Consider the following 17,331-nt stretch of genomic DNA (forward strand, 5'->3'; position numbering starts at 1 on the left):
GGGCGGGAGAAATTCCGGGGTCACCCGGCGCGCCGCCGCAGGACGATGGCGCCGTCGCGGCCGGACGCGCCCTCGGCCGCACGGTCGGCCTCGAGCCCGAACAGGCTGCTGGCGGCGGCGACGAAGGCCTCGGTGTCGCCGGTGTCGAACACCCCGCTGACCGGGGCCGCCGCCAGGCCGGGGGCGTCGAGGGTGACCTTGCGCGCCGAATAGCGGTTCACCTCCGCCACGGCGGCGGCGAGCGGGGTCTCGCGGAAGACGATGCGGCCGGTGGTCCAGCTGGTGGCGCCCGCGGCGTCGGCGGCGCGGGGGGCGGCGGGACGGCCCGGCGCCACCGTGACCTGCTGGCCCGGGGCCAGGGTCCAGGCGGCCGGGGCGGCGGCGTCCCGGGCGCCGTCCGGCGCCACCCGCACGGCGCCGTCCACCAGGGTGACCTGCACGGTTCCGTCGAGGCGGCGGACGTCGAAGCGGGTGCCGAGCGCCCGGACCTCGGCGGATCCGGCGTCCACGGTGAAGGGGCGGGCGGCGTCGTGCGCCACCTCGAAGAAGGCCTGGCCGCGGAGAAGCTCGACGCGGCGGGCGTCGCGGGCGAAGCGGACCCGCACCCGGCTGTCGGTGTTGAGCCGGACGCGGGAGCCGTCGTCCAGCACCACCAGGCGCTGCTCGCCGACCCCGGTGTCGTAGGCCGGGGCGAGGGCCGCGGGCCCGAACACCAGCGCCGCCGTGACCGCGAGGCCGGCGGCGGCGGCGAGTCCCAGGCCGAGCGGGGCGGGTGGGGTCAGTCCGGCGAGGCGGGCGCGCAGCGGGCGCCGGTCGAGGGCGGCGGCCGTGGCGGCCCGGAGGTCCGGGTCGTGGCGCAGGTCGCCGGCCCGGGACCAGGCCGCCTCGACCTCGGCGTAGGCCCGGGCGTTGGCGGGGGCGCGGCGCCACTCGCGGAAGCGCCGCAGGGCGTCGGTGGTGACGGCCTGCCGCCCCAGCCTGGCGAACCAGGCCGCGGCCTCGTCTCGGGCGCGGTCGCGTCGATCGCTCATGCCGGGCCGTCGCCTCAGTCTTCGAGTCGGGCTGCGCAGGTCGCCAGGGCCTTTGTCATCCGCCACTCGACCGTCTTGATCGAGATCCCCAAGCGTCGCGCGATCTCCTCGTACGTCAAGCCCCCGAAGCGGGACAGCAGGAAGACCTCCCGCAGGTGGGGCGGCAGGGCGAGGATCACCTGCTTGAGGAGGAGGGCCTCGTCCTGGTGCGCCGCCAGGGGCGCGTCGGTGAGCTCCACCCCGCCGTCGGCCTCGGTGAGCGGGGGCCGCACGGCGCGCCGGCGGTGCTGGTCGCGGGCGGCGTTGAGGGCGACGGTGAGCAGCCAGGCCTTCGGCCGGCGGAGCGCCGCCGGGTCGGGCTGGCGGGCGGCGCGCAGGAAGGCCTCCTGGGCCAGGTCCTCGGCCGCGTCGCGGCCGAAGCGCAGGCGCAGGACCGCCACCAGCCAGCCGCGGTGGCGGCGGACGAGCTGGTCGAGGGCGACGTGGGCCGGGGACGGCGCGCCTTCGGGGTCGAAGGGCGGGGGATCGGGTTCGGCGAGTTGGACGATTCGCGAGGAGCGGTGCTGCATGGCCGGACGGCGACGCGGAAGGCCCAGCGCGGAAGTCGCGACGGACAACGTCGTTTGTCGAGAATACTCCGTGGTGAAATACTCGACAATGCCGTGCTTCTCTCGGCATGGACATCCGCGAGGTCCTGGCCCTGAACCTGCGTCGGCGACGCCATGCCGCCGGCCTTTCGCAGGAGGAGCTTGCCCATCGCGCGGGTATCGACCGTTCCTACATCAGCGCCCTGGAGCGGTCCGTCTACGCGGCAGGAATCGACGTCGTGGACCGCCTCGCGCAGGCGCTCGGTGTCGAGGCGGCGGACCTCCTGAAGCGGCCGAGGGAGGCCTGAGCCGAGCCGAACCTGCTGGCGGGGAGGCGACGGAGCCTCAGCAGGTTCTGGGTTCGTCCTGAGCCGAGAGTGCGTCGTCGCTGCGCTCCGAGCGGGCAGGGCGGTTTGAGCCGGAAGACCCATTTCCTATCGGACTCCCGCGTGGGCCGTGGAGACTTAAGGTTCGATGGCGGCGTGGCCGAGACCAAGCGCCTCCGCCTCCGGACGCATGTGGCTCCAGCGTTCCAGCGAAATCCACGCCTGCGCAATGGAGGGTGTTCGCGGTCGTGGCCGCCGGCCGGGGACAAGGAAGGGTCGGCGATCCGCGCCGTCAGCCTGTCCGCCAAGGGGCGGCGCAGCGCAGCCGCAGCCGCAGCCGCCTAGGTCTCGGCCCGTAGCCGGCCGATCAGGCTGCGGAACTGTTCGACCTCGCCGGGGAGGAGGGTCTTCCGCGGGTCGTCGTTCGCGATCTCCGCGCGAAAACAGAACTCGAGGCAGGCGTTCACCAGGGCCGAGGCGCCGTCGCCGCGGGACCGCGTCCGGATCCTCAGCAACTCGGCTATTTCGTTTCCCATTCGGGAAACCTAGCGCGTTCGGTGAACGCTGTATATTCCGCCTAAGGAGCGGTTGTGGGCGGGGCCCAAGGTCCCACGGCCGTCCGCCAGGGGAGGCCGCGCCCATGGAAATCCGCCCTCCCTTGATGGCGCCAGGCGAGCCTGTTTGCCGGCGTTCGCCGACGGGCGGCCGGGCGCTGGTCGTCACGGCCCGGGCGGCGGTGACGCGGCCCGGTAGCGCCTCGTCCGGCGCGGGCGCCGGGTGGCGGATCCTGCGGCGGGTCAGTTGCGCTTCAGGCGCTGCGCCTCCGCGTTCAGCGCCTCGCGGTCATTGCCGTGCCTGGCGATGAGTTCGCGGGCCTCGTCCATCGACAACCCATGCTGCTCGGCGAAGTAGCGCACCTCATAGTCTTCGGAGCCCGAGACGCGGCTCCGATCCGGCTCTCCGACGTCCTGCTTGTTGTCAGCCATGTGTGTTCTCCGCGGTTGAACCCTCGGGAGAATCCCGACCGCGTCCGCGCGGTTCCATGGGGCGGTGGTGCGAGCGGGGCGGCGTCGCCTTGTCCTCAGAGCGGCGTCTCTGCGGGGCGCTCGCGGACGACTGCGCCGGGGTCCTTGTCGTCCCTCAGGCCGAGGAAGGTGGCGTGGCGGATCGCGCCCGAGGCGGTCCATTCCTGGAACTCGGCCTGGGCGACCAGCCGCGGTTCGACCCAGTGTACCTCCGGCGTTTTGCGCGGGCTCTGCCGCGCGAAGGGCGTCTTCGGCGCGGCGAGGGGGCGCAGCCGCTCGAGCAGGTCCGGCGTCCTGGAGAAGCCGCGCTCCAGGCTTCCCACGTAGCGGAGCCCCCCGGCCTCGTGGACCCCCACGAGCAACCCCTTGAAGTGCCGGCCGGGCTCCTGGGTCCATCCGCCGATCACGAACTCCTGGGCGAGCCGGCACTTGGACTTCACCCAGGTGTCGCCGCGACCCGCCGTGTAGCGGCTGTCGCGGCGCTTCGAGACGATGCCTTCCAGCTCCATGCGGCAGGCGGCCTCGAGCAGGGCCGGCCCGCTCTGCGGCAAGGGTTCGACGGCGCGAAGCCGCGGACCCGGCGCGTCCGCGAGCGCCTCGGTGAGGAGCGCCTTGCGATCCTTCAGCGCGAACGACCGCAGGTCGGTGTCGCCGCGCCACAGGATGTCGAAGGCGAAGAAGACCAGCGGCGCGGTCCGGCCGCCGCCGATGGCGGCGCGCAGGCCGGAGAACGTCGGCTTGCCCGCCGGGTCGAGGAAGCAGAGCTCGCCATCGAGGATGCAGTCCTGGCCCAGCTCGGCGGCGTCCTCCGCCAGTTCGGGCAGCTTGTGCGTCCAGTCGTGACCGTTGCGCGTGAAGACGGCGGCCTCGCCGCGCTCGACGCGCAGCTGCAGCCGGTAGCCGTCGAACTTGATCTCGTGGAGCCAGGCCTCGCCGGTGGGCGGCTCGGAGACCAGCCGCGCATGCTGGAATTCGAGGAAGCGAGGCATGGGCTGGGCCACGTACTGTCGACGGCTCGCGGGCAGGCTGTCTCTCGGGCGGGCAGGCAAGCGGGAACCTCCGGACGCGTCAGGAGTCGAGTCCGTCCGAGACGCAGGAGTTCCCATGACGCCCGAGCACGCCGAACACGACCACCTGGGCCACGAGCGGAATCTGGCCGCGGCGCTGGGCGCCCTGGTCCAGCAGGCCGACCTTTCGGACTACCGCGACAGCCTGGGCCATCCCCTCATCAATAACGTCGCCTTCCGGCATGCCCAGGCCATCGTCGAGGCGTTTGGGGTGACACACGAGGATATCTGCGCCGTGCTGGACACCTGCGGGGGAGACGAGACGGCCGCGTCGGAGCAGCTCATCCGGCGCGCCAGGGAGGCCAGGCCGTCGGACCGGCCGGCGGAGTACCGCACCTGGACCACCGGGCCCTGACGCCACCGAACTGTGGATTCGCGAGCGGCTAGCATGGCGTGGCCGGCGATGTTCTGCGTATGTTCGCGGAATGTCACGCCCGTCGGACACATCGGACCCCGCCGCGTTCACGCCCGAAACCCTGATCACCCTGCAGGCGAAGCTCTACATCAACTGCCGCGCCTGCCGGGTGCTGCGGCCGGCGGACGCCGCGGCGCTCTGTGCGGCGGGGCGGGGCCGGCAGCGGCTGGCGGAGATGAGGTTCCGCTGCACCACCTGCGCCAGCCTGGGTCGGGCCACGGAGACGTCGCCGCTGGTTTGCTGGTGGGCCGCCGGCGTCGACTACACCTACGACTTCGGCCTCCGCGAACTGAGGCTGGGTTAGTCGGGCGCCGCGGGAGGACGTTCCGCTCCCCGCAGCTGTCGTTCGTCTAAGGGGCGGCCTGCGGGACGTTACGCAGCGCGCTAGCTCAGGCCTTGACGACGTTGGCGCCGGAGAGGCCGTGCCTGGCCATGGCGTTGCGCGTGTCGACCACCAGCTTCGCGCCAGCCAGCAGCCCGTAGTCGACCGCGTCGTGGTCGGTCGAGATGAGGACCGCGTCGAAGCCGCGAAGCGACTCCGCGGTCAGCGGGGCGGACCTACGGCCGGCGAACTCGGGATGCTCGCGGGTGTTCGGCGCCTCGGGCACGTGCGGGTCGTGGAAGCTGACCCGGGCGCCGCGCGCCTCCAGCAGCGACATCAGCTTGAACGACGGGCTCTCGCGGACGTCCTCGACGTTCTTCTTGTAGGCGAGGCCGATCACCAGGACCTTGGCGGCGCTCAGCGCCAGCTTCAGCCGCTCGTCGAGGGCGCGGGCCAGCACATCGACCACGTGGTTGGGCATGGCGGTGTTGATCTCGCCGGCGAGTTCGATGAACCGCGTCGAGATCTCGAACTCCCGCGAGCGCCAGGTGAGGTAGAAGGGATCGATCGGGATGCAGTGCCCGCCCAGGCCGGGGCCCGGGTAGAAGGGCATGTAGCCGAAGGGCTTGGTCTTGGCGGCCTCGATGACCTCCCAAACGTCGATGCCCATGGCGCCGTAGATCAGCTTCAGCTCGTTGACGAGCGCGATGTTGACGGCCCGGAAGACGTTCTCGGTGATCTTCACCGCCTCGGCCACGTCCGGCGAGGAGACCGGCACCACCTTCTCCACCACCGTCCCGTAGAAGGCGGCGACCAGCTCGTTGGCCTCGGGCCCGTCGCCGGCGACGACCTTGGGGATGGTGGCGGTCTCGAACGACGCGTTGCCGGGGTCCTCGCGCTCCGGCGAGAAGCCCAGGAAGAAGTCGCGCCCGCCGACGAGGCCGCTCGCCTCCAGGATCGGCTTCAGGACCTCGCGGGTCGTGCCGGGGTAGGTGGTGGATTCCAGCACGACCAGCTGGCCGGGCCGCAGGCGGGCGGCGATCTCGCGCCCGGTGCTCTCGATGTAGGACAGGTCCGGGTCGCGATGGCGGCTGAGCGGCGTCGGCACGCAGATCACGATCACGTCGCATTCCGCCAGCCGGTCGTAGGCGGTGGTGGCGGTCAGACGATCGGCCTTCACCAAGCCCGCCAGTTCGTCGCTGGAAACCGCGTCGATGTACGACCGCCCGGCCCTGATCCGCTCTTCCTTGGCGGGGTCGATGTCGAAGCCGATGGTGCTCAGGCCGCGCCGCGCCACGGCCACGGCCAGAGGCAGGCCCACATAGCCGAGGCCGATCACGCCGACCGTGGCCGTACGGTCGGCCAGCGCCGCGCGCAGTCGCTCGAAGGGGGTGACGTCAGCCATGTCCATCCCGGTTTGGGCCTTCAGTTACGCCAGCCGGCGATCGTCTGCACGATCCGTTCCGCCGTTCTGCCGTCCCACAGTTCGGGGATGCGGGCGGCGCCGGGATCGGTGGCGAGCGCCGCCTCAATACCCCGCAGTATCCCGTCGCGCGAGACGCCGGCCAGGATGTTGGTGCCCTGCTCGACGGTGATCGGCCGCTCGGTGTTCTCCCGCAGGGTGACGCAGGGGACCCGCAGCACCGTCGTCTCCTCCTGGAGGCCGCCGGAATCGGTCAGGACCAGGCCGGCGTCGCTGACCAGGCTCTGGAACTCCAGATAGCCCATCGGTTCGACGATCCGCAGGCGCTCGGCGCCGGGCCCGGACAGGCGCGCCAGCGACTTGAGCTTGTCGGCCGTGCGCGGGTGGGCCGGGAAGACGATCGGCAGCTCGGTGACGCCGTCCAGGATCGCGCCCATGATCTGCTCGAGCAGGGCCGGATCGTCGACATTGCTCGGCCGGTGCAGGGTGAGCACCGCATAGCCGCGCCGCGCCAGCCCGAAGGCGTCCGCCTGGTTCAGCCGCCGGGCGGCCGGCAGGCTGGCCATCAGCGAGTCGATCATCACATTGCCGACGAAGTGGATCCGGCCCTCCGCCACGCCCTCGCGGCGCAGGTTCTCGTCGGCCATCCGGTCGGTGGTGAACAGGTCGTCGGCGATGACGTCGGTGCAGAGGCGGTTGATCTCCTCCGGCATGGCCATGTCGAAGGACCGCAGGCCGGCCTCCACATGGGCCACCCGCAGGTGCAGCTTCTTCGCCGTGATGGTCGCGGCCAGGGTGGAGTTGACGTCGCCGACGACGAGCACCAGGTCGGGCGCGACCTCCTGCAGCACCGGTTCGATGCGGGTCATGACCGCGGCGGTCTGGGCCGCATGGCTGCCGGAGCCGACCTCGAGGTTGAAGTCCGGCTCGGGCATCCGAAGGTCCGCGAAGAAGGAGTCGCTCATCCGCGCGTCATAGTGCTGGCCGGTGTGGACCAGGACGCTCTCGAACGGGTGGGAATGCCGCTCCATCGCGCGGATGATCGGGGCGACCTTCATGAAGTTCGGCCGGGCGCCGACGACGCTGAGGACCTTCATTCAGGCGGCCTTCGCAGGCTGGCCGTCTCGGCGGACGCCGGCGACGTCTTCGAGCACCCGCAGCATGTCGGCGGCCAGCGCCGTGCGGTCGTACCGCCGGGCGGCCCGGGGACCGCAGGCGGCCAGCGCGGCGCGACGCTCCGGCCCGTCCAACAGGGCGACGATGCCATCGGCCAGCGCCTCGGCGTTCTCAGGTTCGAACACTTCCCCACACCCCTCGCGGCGGACGATCTCCGCGGACTCTCCCGCGACGCCATGCAGCACCGGAATGCCCATGGCCATACATTCGAATAGTTTCGACGGGATAACGGTCGTGAACAGCTCGGTCCGGCGCAGGTGGATCACCGACGCGTCGAGCAGCGACCAGTATCGGGGCACGTCCTCCTTCGGGACGCTGTCCACGAAGCGGACGGACGCGAGGCCCATGGCCTGGGCCCGCGCCTTCAGCGCCCCCTTGGACGCCCCGTCGCCGAGGAACAGGAAGCCCACGTCCTCGCGGTGGCGCAGGCGGTCGGCGGCTTCCAGCACCGTGTCCAGCGCGTGGGCCATCCCGTGGGTGCCCACATAGCCGACGACGAACTTGCCCTCGAAGCCGAGGTCGGCGGCGAGCGCCTCGTCGCGCGGCCTGACGGAGAAGCGGCTGAGGTCGGCGCCGTTGGTGACCACGTGGACCTTGCCGGCGTCCACGCCGCGGCGCACCAGAGTGTCCTTGAAGGCGTGGGTCACCGAGACGATGGCGGCGGCCTTGGCGTACAGGTGCTCCTCGATGGCCTCCAGCGCCCGGATCAGCGGGCCGTCCCTGACCGCGCCGACGGCGCGGATCGACTCCGGCCACAGGTCGCGCAGCTCGAACACGAACGGCTTGCGCAGGATCATCGAGACCAGGCGGCCCGCGCAGACGGTGAAGAACTGTGGCGAGGTGGCGACGATCACGTCCACGCCCTTCACCGACGGCGCGGCGAGGGTCGCGCTGACCATGAAGCTCGCATAGTCGATGGACCTGCGCAGGAAGCCCTCGTTGGCCGTCATGTAGGACCAGACGCGGATGACCTCGACGCCCTCCATCCGCTCCCGCGAGCGGAAGGCGTTGCGGTAGCCGGGGTAGACCTTGCCCTTCGGGAAGTTGGGCGCGCAGGTGATCACGGTGACCTGGTGGCCGGCCTTCACCCATTCGCGGCAGTGCTCGAAGGTGCGCGAGGCGGGCGCGTTCACCTCCGGCGGGAAATTGTCGGTGAGGAAGAGGATGTGCACGGGGCTTACCAGGTGAAGACGGTTTCGAGCGTCGGGCCGCAGAGCGGCACGACGAGCTGGTGGGTCGGAAGGCGCCGGCCGAACTCCGGCCGCCACTCGGAGGCCTCCACGCGGGCACGCGCGCCGGCGCGCCAGGCGACGGCGCGGCCGTCGGGCAGGCGGAGCGCGCCGCTCCGGCCGTCGGGATCCAGGCCGGCGGTCACGCCCGGCGCCAGGTGGAAGCGCGCCACGGCCTGTCCGAAAGTGCCGTCGATCCTGTCGGTTATGGTCAGGGAGTCCGCGGCCATGGCGAGGGTCCGACGGTGGACCGGCCGGCCGGGACGCCAGCGGTAGCCGTCGTGCGCCGCCTCGGCGATGAGGACGCCGGCGCGGTCTTCGACGGCGGCGTCGAGCACCCGGGCGCGGCGGCCGACACGGAAGCCGCTCCAGACCTCGGACGAGTTCTCGCCGTCGATCTCGACGGTGGAGTGGGCGGCGGTGGAGCGCTCGGCGTGCCGCTGGGCGCCGAGGCCATAGACCGACGTGCCGCCGTTCACGACGGCCCGCGCGCCGCCGACCGACAGCTCGAGCGACAGGGTGTCGGCGTGGGCGTGGCCGGGCAGGTAGTCAGGGCCCACGGGGGCGGCGTCGAACAGGGCCACGGCCGGCCCCGCCTGCAGGCGCACGTAGCCTGATGCGGACAGATGCGTGAGGCCGTCCCGCGGCTCCGCGAAGGCGGGAAGTCCAAGCCGCCGGCCATAGGCGTCCAGGTCGGTCGGTTCGGGCGCGATGCCGAAGGCCGCGTCGTTGAAGAAGCCGATCCGGCCGTCGGGATGGCTCATGGCCTTCAGCCAGGCGCCCATGGCCGCGACGGTGGCCGGCAGGCCGCGGAAGAAGGCGTCGCCATCGCCGTAGATGGTGGCGAGGTTCGCGAGGTCCAGGAGGTCCTCGAGGATCAGCGCGTGGTACATCGGCGAGCGCTCGAAGTGCCCGCCGTCGGCGAGCACCTGCTCCGGGAGCTGGTCGGCGTAGACGCCGAGCCCGACGGCGCGCCAGCGCTCGGCTTCGGGGCCTTCGAAGAACAGGCCCGCGAAGACCAGGGCCTTGGCGTTGGCCAGCAGGTGGTTGCCCAGCAGGTGGGTCTCCAGCCGGCCCGCCAGCCAGCGGGCCTGGACCGCCAGGCTCGCCACCGCCGAGGGCGTCAGCTCCAGGCCGCCCGCGGCCGCCTTGATCCAGTTCACGATGCGAAGCGAGGTGGGGTAGGGCTCCCAGCCGACGCCGTCGCCCGGCGGGTTCTCATCGATCCAGCGGCCGATCAGGCGGCGATGCCAGTCCGCGCGCTGGGCCGCGCCGGTGGCCGCCAAGTCATCGAAATAGTGGAGGTTGTAGAGCCAGAGGAGCGGCCGCCTGGAGTCGTTCCAGGCGTCCGGCGCGCCGATCTCGCCCGGCTCGTTGAGGAAGCGCACATGGTCCGGGCCGGACATGGACGGCGCCCGGGCGGCCGGAGATCGCCACGGGGCCACGCGCGCCCGACCCGCCGGCGCGGGCCGGAGGTGCGGCCGCGCGCGGGGCGCCTTGTGCAGCGCCCGGCCCAGGATTTGGCCGGGCCGCAGATGCACCACCGTGCGGGCGAGACGGGCGACCTGCATCTCAGCCCGCCTGGGCGGCGGCCTCGATGGAGACGCGGCTGACCTCGATGATCTCGTCGAGCGGGATCGGGGAGGGGCCGCCGGAGCGCACCGCCTCGACGAAGGCCCGGGCGCAGTCCCGCTGCCCCTTGTCCTGGCCGAACGTGCGCATGGCTCGGAAGCCGGCGACGCCGTGGGCGGTCAGCCGGCGGTAGTTGTCGAGGACGATGATCCGCCCGGAGGCGAACACCTCCAGCCGCTCCTTCGGGAACGTCTTGTGGCCGTTGGCCAGGTAGTTGATCACGCCGATGGAGCCGTCCGCGAAGCTCAGGCGGATGATCACCGTGTCCTTGAGGGGCGGACCGCCCGGCCGGTCGAGGCCCGCGGCGTCGAAGCCGACGATCGGCGAGCCCGCCAGGTGGCGCAGCAGATCGATGAAGTGGCAGCCCTCGCCGACGATTCTGCCGCCGCCAACCGCGGGGTCCTGGGTCCAGTGATCCGCGGGGATCGCCCCGGCGTTGACGATCATGATGAAGCTCTTCGGGCCGGGCAGGGCCTGGAGCAGTTCGCGGGTCTTCACCACCATCGGCGCGAAGCGGCGGTTGAAGCCGACCATCAGCAGCGGCGCTGCGCCGCCGCCCGGGGCAGGCTGGGCGGCCGCGGCCTCGATCGCCCCCAGCTCGCCGAGCGTCAGGCACAGGGGCTTCTCGACGAACACGTGCTTGCCCGCCGCCAGGGCCGCGGTCACGTAGCGGGCGTGGCTGTCGTGGCGCGTGGCGATGCAGACCGCGTCGGTCGCCGGATCCTCGATGGCGACCCGGGCCTCGCTCGCCGCCTGCCGGAAGCCGAACTTGCGCCCGTAGTGCACGGCCGAGACGCCGCCCGAGGAGACGATGGCCTGGAGGTCCGCGCCGGCCGACTTGAACGCCTGCACGAGGGTGCGGCTGGAATAGGCGCCGGCCCCGATGAAGCTCACCGAGGCGGCGGCCCTGGGGGGAGCATCGGTCCGCAGCGCGGTGACGGCCGGCCAGTCCGCCGGGGCCGCGGCGGCGTCGCGCGGGTATTCGATGAGGATGCCGATCGACTTCTCGCCCGAGCCGAGGACGTCGTAGGCCTTCTCGGCCTCGGCGACGGCGAAGCGGTGGGTCACCAGCGGCCGGGTGTCGAGCCGGCCCGCCTGCATCAGGTCCAGCACCGCCTCGAAGTTCCGCTGTTCGGTCCAGCGGACGAAGCCCAGGGGGTAGTCCTGGCCCTTCTCCTCGTAGGCCGGGTCGTAGCGCCCCGGGCCGTAGGAGCACGAGACCTGGAAGCTCAGTTCCTTCTCGTAGAAGTCGGCGCGGTTGAGCTCCAGGCCGGTGACGCCGACGAGCACGATGCGACCGCGCTTGCGGCACATCCGGGCCGCCTGGGCGACCGGGTCGGAGCTCGTGGTGCTCAGGGTCAGCAGCACGCCGTCCACGCCGCGGCCGCGCGAAAACTCTTCCGCCGCGGCGACGGGATCCGCGCCGGTGGAAGGATCGAAGGTCTCGGCGCCGAAGCCTCGGGCCAAGGCAAGGCGCTCGGGATCGAAGTCGATCCCCAGCACGCGGCAGCCGTTCGCGCGGAGGATCTGGACGGTCATCAGGCCGATGAGGCCGAGGCCCATGACGACGAAGCTCTCGCCGATCGTGGGGGCGGCGAGCCGGACGCCCTGCAGGGCGATGGCGCCCAGGACGGTGAACGCCGCCTCGTCGTCCTCGACCCCGTCGGGCAGGCGCGCCACGAGGTTCTGCGGCACCACCACCACCTCGGCGTGGCTGCCGTTGGAGACCACCCGGTCACCGACGCTCAGGCCCCGCACGCCGGCGCCGACCTCGACCACGCGGCCGACGTTGCAGTAGCCGAGCAGCATCGGCTGATCGAGCTTGGCGCGGATCGCCTCGACGGTGGTCATCAAGCCGTCGGTGACGACCTTCTGCAGGGCTTCCTTCACGCGCTCCGGCTGCTGGCGCGCCTTGGACAGCAGTGAGCCGCGGGCGAACTCCACGAGCATCCTCTCGGTGCCGGCGGACACCAGGCTCACCGACGTGGCGATCCGCACGGCGCCCGGCCGCACCTGCGGCGCGGGCACGTCGGCGACGATCGTGCGGCCGCTCTTCAGATCTTGCAGGACTTGCTTCATCGACTTTGACGCCCACTCCCCCAGCCGGCTCAGGCCCCTGCGCCAGCAAGATACGGACCGGTCGACCTCTGGGGAGGCCGGCGGGTCGCCACCGTGACGGCGGTCACATCACCGCGGGCGCCCATGCCCGCGTTAGCGGACGACAGGCACGCTCGCGTGACAGCGGCGATCAGCGGCGTCTCATTCTGGCACAAGGCGGCGGGACGTGCGGAGATTCGCGTGCCAAATCGGCTGGAGACCCGAGTCCGTCGCCCACGATCCCGCCGGCCCACCGGGTCAGTCCGCCTGCCTCACCCGCGGGTCGGGCGGGCCGAGCCGCGCGGGCGCAGGCGCATAGGCGACGCCGGTCAGTTCGAGCTCGCGGCGCTTGTAGGCCCGCCACCGGAGGATGTCGCCGCGGAGCCTGGACCAGATGAGCCCGGTCCGGCCCGCGCGCCAGGCGCCCAGGCCGAGGTAGCAGTAGAAGAACATCAGCACGTGGGCGAACGGCAGGCGCTGCGTCAGCCGCTTGAGCCACATCCGGCGCTCCAGCCGGTTGCCGGTCAGCCGCGGCTTCGCCGACAGCGGGTCGGCGCGCCAGGCGGCCAGGGCTTCGGCCGTGGTGTAGGCGTTCTGCTTCTCGAACCAGTGGTGGAGGTCCGGGCTGTCGTGGTGCTCGAGGTCGCCGGCCAGCAGGACCGTACGTCCCGGTACGACCGGATGCTCGTTGACCAGGACGTCCGAGAAGCGGCACGACCCCGTCCGCCACAGGCGCAGGATGTCCTGGCGCACGGTGAGCGGCCGGCCCATGAACCAGAGCCGCCGCCGCACGAACACCGCGTCGGCCTCGTCGCCCGCGATCATGTCCCGAATGGCGGCCTTCAGCTCCTCGGTAAGGCGCTCGTCCGGGTCGAGCTTCATGGTCCAGGGCGATCGGATCGGCAGTTCGCCGACAGCGTAGTTCCACTGGTCGCCGAAACCGCGGAAGCGGCGCTGCACCACCTGCACGCCATGGCTCAGCGCGATGTCGACGGTCCGGTCGGAGCTGTAGCTGTCCACGAGGAAGACCTCGGCCGCGAACCCCGCCAGGTTCGCGAGCACGGCCTCCATGTTGTGGCCCTCGTTGAGGGAGATCATCACGACCGCCAGGGGCGCCGGCGCCGCGGCGGCGTCGCTCGCGGGCATCACGGCGCCGTCCGCCTGCAACCTGTCCACCTCGTCCAAGAGCGCCACCCGACGAATTCCCCGCCTCAACTGCATCCTACGACCGCCGTCGTGCAAGTCCCGGTCCGCCGTGAAATCTTCGCAGGTGCTCGGTAATGAACGGGCCGGCGCCGATGCTGCCGGATCATGGGCCCCGGTGGCGCAGTTCGTGCATGCGGCGGGCAATTCGGTTGGAACTGAAGGCGCAATCCACTAGCGAATTCGGCGATACGCCGGGTTTGCAGACGAGCATTAGATTGGACGCTCTTCATTCCACGGGACGTATTGGGTGACAGGGGCGGGCAGGCTGTGACGAAGCGGGCGTTCATTACGGGCATCACAGGGCAGGACGGCGCCTATCTGGCCGAGTTCCTGCTGGCCAAGGGATACGAGGTCCATGGGCTGAAGCGGCGGTCCTCGTCCTTCAACACCGGCCGCATCGACCACCTCTACCGCGACCCCCACGAGCCTGGCGCGGACATGCTCCTGCACCATGGCGACATGACCGACGCCACGAACCTGATCCGGCTGATGCAGCGCATCCAGCCGGACGAGGTCTACAACCTGGCGGCCCAGAGCCACGTCTACGTGAGCTTCGAGACGCCAGAATACACGGCCAACGCCGACGCGCTCGGGCCGCTGCGCATGCTCGAGGCGATCCGGATCCTCGGGCTCGAGGGCTCGACGCGCTTCTACCAGGCCTCGACGTCGGAGCTCTACGGCCAGGTCGCCGAGACCCCGCAGTCGGAGACGACCCCGTTCTATCCCCGCAGCCCGTACGGCGCGGCGAAGCTCTACGCCTACTGGATCACGGTGAACTACCGCGAGGCCTACGGCATCCACGCCTCGAACGGCATCCTGTTCAACCACGAGAGCCCGATCCGCGGCGAGACCTTCGTGACCCGCAAGATCACCCGCGCCGCAGCGGCGATCCACCTGGGCCTGCAGGAGAAGCTCTATCTCGGCAACCTGGACGCCATCCGCGACTGGGGCCATGCGCGGGACTACGTCGAGGGCATGTGGCGTATCGTCCAGCAGGACAAGCCGGGCGACTATGTGCTCGCCACCGGCGAGGGCCATACCGTCCGCGAGTTCGTCGAGCGCGCCTTCGCCCACGTCGGACGCACCATCGCCTGGGAAGGCGAGGGGGTGGACGAGAAGGGCCGCGACGCGAAGACCGGCGCCGTGCTCGTCGAAATCGACCCCGAGTACTTCCGGCCGACCGAGGTCGACCTACTGATCGGCGACGCGAGCCGGGCGAAGCGGGACCTCGGCTGGACGCCGCGCATCACCTTCGAGGGCCTGGTGGAGGAGATGATGCGCGAGGACCTGAAGCTGATGCAGGGCACGAACGCCGAGCGACGGTCATGACGGCCTCGGAGGCGCGGGTCCGCGAATTCACCTCCGACGGACGGGTCGTGGCGCATGTGTACGACCTCAACCAGGACGGCGGGATGACCTTCCCGACGCCCGCCGAGGCCGAGATGCAGTGCGGCTTCGGCGTGGTGCCCGAGGCCAAGACGCTGAAGCCGCACGTGCACAAGGTGCTGGGCCGGGAGACGCAGAACACCTCGGAGTTCATCCTGGTGCTGAGCGGCGCCATGCATGTGGACATCTACGATCCCGAGCGGCGCGTCGTCGGCCAGGTCGTGCTCGGGCCGCAGATGGCGCTGCTGCAGTTCATCGGCGGCCACGGCTTCCATGTGGAGGCTGGGACCAAGTACCTCGAGGTCAAGCAGGGCCCGTACTACGGCGAGACCGCCGACAAGGTGTGGATCTAGGAGCTGGGCGGCGGTTCGCCGGCACAGTCGAGGCGCGGAGCGGGGGCTGGCGCAAACCATGGAATATCGCCGCGAGATCGACGGACTGCGCGCCGTCGCCGTCATGCCGGTCATCCTCTTCCATGGAGGTGTCGCGGGGTTTGGTGGTGGTTTCGTCGGCGTCGACGTCTTCTTCGTGATCAGTGGGTATCTGATCACCTCGCTGATCGCCGCGCAGGCGGCGTCAGGGCGCTTCTCCCTGCTGGAGTTCTATGAACGCCGCGCGAGGCGGATCCTGCCGGCCTTGTTTTTCGTCGTGCTGGCGTCTGTGCCCGCCGCCTGGCTGCTGATGCTGCCGGGCGAGTACAGGAACTTCTCCCAGAGCGTGGCGGCCGTCGCTGTCTTCGCCTCGAACGTACTTTTCTGGCGGGAATCCGGCTACTTCCAGCCCAACTCCGAGGTGAAGCCGCTCCTGCACACGTGGAGCCTGGCCGTCGAGGAGCAATACTACGTCATCTTCCCGATCCTGATGCTGATCCTCTGGCGCTTCGGGCGGCCCTGGCTCGTCGTGCTCCTGGCGCTCGTGGCGGCGGTCAGCCTCGGTTGGGCCGAGTGGGGCTCACGGCACATGGCGGCGGTCGCCTTCTATTCGCTGCCCACGCGCGGCTGGGAACTGCTGTTGGGTGCCCTTATCGCCCTGCTCGGGCTGCCGGAAGCCAGCCGCCGCATGGGCAGGCCGGCGCGGGAAGTCCTGGGGGCGGCCGGCCTGCTGCTCATCGCCACGGCCGTCTTCGCCTTCGATGAGAGCACGCGCTTTCCGGGACTGCATGCGCTCGTGCCGACGATCGGGGCCGGTCTGGTCATCGCTGCGGCCGCACCCGATACGGCCGTCGGACGCGTGCTGGGCAGCCCCATCTTCGTCGGCGTGGGGCTGATCAGTTACAGCCTCTACCTCTGGCATCAGCCACTCTTCGCCTTCGCGAAGCTCTACGCCCTGAGCGAGCCCGGGCCCCTCGTGCTCGTCTCGCTGATCGTCGCCACGTTCGGCTTGGCTTATCTCACATGGCGGTATGTGGAGCAGCCGTTCCGCGATCGCAGCCGACTGACGCGCCGGAGCATCTTTGTCCTGGCCGGGGTCCTTTCGGCCATTCTCATAGGCCTCGGCGCGGCCGGCCATGTCGGCAATGGCTTCGAGAGACGCTTCTCGCCCGATGTCCTGAAGATGCTCGAACACAAGCAGGACCTGAGCCGTCCGCGGGAGATCGCCTGCCTCAGGGCCCTTGAGACGTCGGGGCGGCTCGAAGAGGCGTGCGTCCTCGGCGCGCCGGGTGGGGAGCCTACGGTCGTCCTGGTGGGCGACAGTCACGCGCGGACCTTTGTGCTCGCGATGGACCGGGTGCTTGCGCAGAAGGGCCTCACGGGCCGCAGCTATGCCTACACGGACTGCCCGTACCTGTTTGCCGCCCGTTCGAGGAACCGCAGCCCGGAGCAGAACCTCTGCGATCGGCTGTCGGCACAGCTGTACGCGGCGCACGATTCCCCGCCCAGGACCTACGTCTTCGTGTCCCGCTGGACGCTGCGCCTCGAGCAGGAGCGCTTCGACAATGGCGAGGGCGGGGTCGAGCCCGGGGAGCGTGAGCATTTCGACACGCCGGACTCCGGGAAGCTGGACTACGAGGGGGCGATGGGCGTTCAGTACCAGCAGAGCATCCGCCGCCTGCTCGACGGCGGGAACACCGTGGTGCTCGTCTATCCGGTTCCGGAGATGGGCTGGCGGGTGCCGGAGTATCTGGCGAAGACATTGCGATACCACGGCCGTCTGAAGCCGGAGACAGCCTCCACGAACTACCAGGCCTTCCAGGCCCGCAACGCGCGGACCCACGCAGCCCTCGACGCGCTCGGCTCGCATCCGCGGCTGATCCGCATCAGGCCGGAGCGTCAGCTCTGCGACACCTATGTCGAGGGCCGTTGCGCCGCACACGTCCGTGGCGTGCCGCTCTACCTGGACGATGACCACCTGTCGGCGCTCGGGTCACAGCTCGTGGCGGAACAGATCGCGGCGCGGCTTCCGTAGGAG

The 17,331-nt window shown here is 71.0% G+C and carries 17 protein-coding genes; 6 read left to right on the forward strand and 11 right to left on the reverse strand.

Annotated features, from left to right (window positions below; translation table 11 throughout):
• Positions 1–20: 20 nt before the first annotated feature.
• Positions 21–1,031 carry a FecR family protein gene (locus tag V7Z97_RS13390; RefSeq protein ID WP_334163928.1) on the reverse strand — a complete coding sequence of 337 codons (1,011 nt, stop codon included), beginning with the start codon at positions 1,029–1,031 and terminating at the stop codon, positions 21–23.
• Positions 1,032–1,045: 14 nt separating this feature from the next.
• Positions 1,046–1,600: an RNA polymerase sigma factor gene (locus tag V7Z97_RS13395; protein ID WP_334163929.1), complete on the reverse strand. Its 555-nt coding sequence runs from the start codon at positions 1,598–1,600 to the stop codon at positions 1,046–1,048.
• Positions 1,601–1,707: 107 nt separating this feature from the next.
• On the opposite strand from V7Z97_RS13395, the gene V7Z97_RS13400 reads away from it, so the two are divergent.
• Positions 1,708–1,926 carry a helix-turn-helix domain-containing protein gene (locus tag V7Z97_RS13400; protein WP_334163930.1) on the forward strand — a complete coding sequence of 73 codons (219 nt, stop codon included), beginning with the start codon at positions 1,708–1,710 and terminating at the stop codon, positions 1,924–1,926.
• A gap of 359 nt (positions 1,927–2,285) precedes the next feature.
• Here V7Z97_RS13400 and V7Z97_RS13405 read toward each other — a convergent pair whose 3' ends face one another.
• The 3 genes from V7Z97_RS13405 to ligD all read right to left on the reverse strand — a co-directional run bounded on the left by V7Z97_RS13405 (position 2,286) and on the right by ligD (position 3,958).
• Positions 2,286–2,459 (reverse strand): hypothetical protein, encoded by a 174-nt coding sequence (locus V7Z97_RS13405; RefSeq protein ID WP_334163931.1) that lies wholly within the window; start codon positions 2,457–2,459, stop codon positions 2,286–2,288.
• Between the two features lie 282 nt (positions 2,460–2,741).
• Complete coding sequence (locus V7Z97_RS13410) at positions 2,742–2,930, reverse strand: DUF3606 domain-containing protein (protein WP_334163932.1); 189 nt, start codon at positions 2,928–2,930, stop codon at positions 2,742–2,744.
• 95 nt (positions 2,931–3,025) lie between these two features.
• Positions 3,026–3,958, reverse strand: a complete 933-nt coding sequence (gene ligD, locus V7Z97_RS13415; RefSeq protein ID WP_334163933.1) for a non-homologous end-joining DNA ligase — start codon at positions 3,956–3,958, stop codon at positions 3,026–3,028.
• 115 nt (positions 3,959–4,073) lie between these two features.
• Between ligD and V7Z97_RS13420 the strand changes: the two genes are divergently transcribed.
• Both V7Z97_RS13420 and V7Z97_RS13425 read left to right on the forward strand, forming a co-directional pair.
• Complete coding sequence (locus V7Z97_RS13420) at positions 4,074–4,391, forward strand: hypothetical protein (RefSeq protein ID WP_334163934.1); 318 nt, start codon at positions 4,074–4,076, stop codon at positions 4,389–4,391.
• Between the two features lie 70 nt (positions 4,392–4,461).
• Positions 4,462–4,755, forward strand: a complete 294-nt coding sequence (locus tag V7Z97_RS13425) for a hypothetical protein (protein WP_334163935.1) — start codon at positions 4,462–4,464, stop codon at positions 4,753–4,755.
• Positions 4,756–4,840: 85 nt separating this feature from the next.
• Here the strand turns inward: V7Z97_RS13425 and V7Z97_RS13430 are convergent, their stop codons facing one another.
• The 6 genes from V7Z97_RS13430 to V7Z97_RS13455 form a co-directional block, all read right to left on the reverse strand.
• Entirely contained in the window at positions 4,841–6,178 is a 1,338-nt protein-coding gene (locus tag V7Z97_RS13430) for a nucleotide sugar dehydrogenase (RefSeq protein WP_334163936.1), read from the reverse strand.
• Positions 6,179–6,198: 20 nt separating this feature from the next.
• Entirely contained in the window at positions 6,199–7,293 is a 1,095-nt protein-coding gene (wecB, locus tag V7Z97_RS13435; protein ID WP_334163937.1) for a non-hydrolyzing UDP-N-acetylglucosamine 2-epimerase, read from the reverse strand.
• A complete protein-coding gene (locus V7Z97_RS13440; RefSeq protein WP_334163938.1) occupies positions 7,294–8,544 on the reverse strand; it encodes a glycosyltransferase family 4 protein in 1,251 nt (416 codons plus the stop codon). It lies immediately after the preceding gene.
• 5 nt (positions 8,545–8,549) lie between these two features.
• Positions 8,550–10,172, reverse strand: coding sequence for a heparinase II/III family protein (locus V7Z97_RS13445; RefSeq protein ID WP_334163939.1), 1,623 nt, complete (start codon positions 10,170–10,172; stop codon positions 8,550–8,552).
• A gap of 1 nt (position 10,173) precedes the next feature.
• Positions 10,174–12,312 (reverse strand): bi-domain-containing oxidoreductase, encoded by a 2,139-nt coding sequence (locus tag V7Z97_RS13450; RefSeq protein WP_334163940.1) that lies wholly within the window; start codon positions 12,310–12,312, stop codon positions 10,174–10,176.
• 276 nt (positions 12,313–12,588) lie between these two features.
• Positions 12,589–13,524 carry a glycosyltransferase family 2 protein gene (locus tag V7Z97_RS13455; RefSeq protein WP_334163941.1) on the reverse strand — a complete coding sequence of 312 codons (936 nt, stop codon included), beginning with the start codon at positions 13,522–13,524 and terminating at the stop codon, positions 12,589–12,591.
• 279 nt (positions 13,525–13,803) lie between these two features.
• Between V7Z97_RS13455 and gmd the strand changes: the two genes are divergently transcribed.
• The 3 genes from gmd to V7Z97_RS13470 are packed head-to-tail and all read left to right on the forward strand — an operon-like array spanning position 13,804 to position 17,328.
• Positions 13,804–14,865, forward strand: coding sequence for a GDP-mannose 4,6-dehydratase (gene gmd / locus V7Z97_RS13460; RefSeq protein ID WP_334163942.1), 1,062 nt, complete (start codon positions 13,804–13,806; stop codon positions 14,863–14,865).
• Positions 14,862–15,275 (forward strand): hypothetical protein, encoded by a 414-nt coding sequence (locus V7Z97_RS13465; protein WP_334163943.1) that lies wholly within the window; start codon positions 14,862–14,864, stop codon positions 15,273–15,275. The genes gmd and V7Z97_RS13465 overlap by 4 nt, the downstream gene beginning before the upstream one ends.
• A gap of 58 nt (positions 15,276–15,333) precedes the next feature.
• Complete coding sequence (locus tag V7Z97_RS13470) at positions 15,334–17,328, forward strand: acyltransferase family protein (protein ID WP_334163944.1); 1,995 nt, start codon at positions 15,334–15,336, stop codon at positions 17,326–17,328.
• Positions 17,329–17,331 lie beyond the last annotated feature (3 nt).

Source organism: Phenylobacterium sp. (assembly GCF_036821595.1).
Lineage (GTDB): Bacteria > Pseudomonadota > Alphaproteobacteria > Caulobacterales > Caulobacteraceae > Phenylobacterium.

Bases quoted from the DNA above. Each gene is read 5' to 3' on its own strand.
- V7Z97_RS13390 (WP_334163928.1), bottom strand. From the start codon at position 1,031: ATGAGCGATCGACGCGACCGCGCCCGAGACGAGGCCGCGGCCTGGTTC.
- V7Z97_RS13395 (WP_334163929.1), bottom strand. From the start codon at position 1,600: ATGCAGCACCGCTCCTCGCGAATCGTCCAACTCGCCGAACCCGATCCC.
- V7Z97_RS13470 (WP_334163944.1), top strand. From the start codon at position 15,334: ATGGAATATCGCCGCGAGATCGACGGACTGCGCGCCGTCGCCGTCATG.
- V7Z97_RS13465 (WP_334163943.1), top strand. From the start codon at position 14,862: ATGACGGCCTCGGAGGCGCGGGTCCGCGAATTCACCTCCGACGGACGG.
- V7Z97_RS13430 (WP_334163936.1), bottom strand. From the start codon at position 6,178: ATGGCTGACGTCACCCCCTTCGAGCGACTGCGCGCGGCGCTGGCCGAC.
- V7Z97_RS13410 (WP_334163932.1), bottom strand. From the start codon at position 2,930: ATGGCTGACAACAAGCAGGACGTCGGAGAGCCGGATCGGAGCCGCGTC.
- V7Z97_RS13400 (WP_334163930.1), top strand. From the start codon at position 1,708: ATGGACATCCGCGAGGTCCTGGCCCTGAACCTGCGTCGGCGACGCCAT.
- V7Z97_RS13450 (WP_334163940.1), bottom strand. From the start codon at position 12,312: ATGAAGCAAGTCCTGCAAGATCTGAAGAGCGGCCGCACGATCGTCGCC.
- V7Z97_RS13425 (WP_334163935.1), top strand. From the start codon at position 4,462: ATGTCACGCCCGTCGGACACATCGGACCCCGCCGCGTTCACGCCCGAA.
- V7Z97_RS13420 (WP_334163934.1), top strand. From the start codon at position 4,074: ATGACGCCCGAGCACGCCGAACACGACCACCTGGGCCACGAGCGGAAT.
- ligD (WP_334163933.1), bottom strand. From the start codon at position 3,958: ATGCCTCGCTTCCTCGAATTCCAGCATGCGCGGCTGGTCTCCGAGCCG.
- wecB (WP_334163937.1), bottom strand. From the start codon at position 7,293: ATGAAGGTCCTCAGCGTCGTCGGCGCCCGGCCGAACTTCATGAAGGTC.
- V7Z97_RS13445 (WP_334163939.1), bottom strand. From the start codon at position 10,172: ATGCAGGTCGCCCGTCTCGCCCGCACGGTGGTGCATCTGCGGCCCGGC.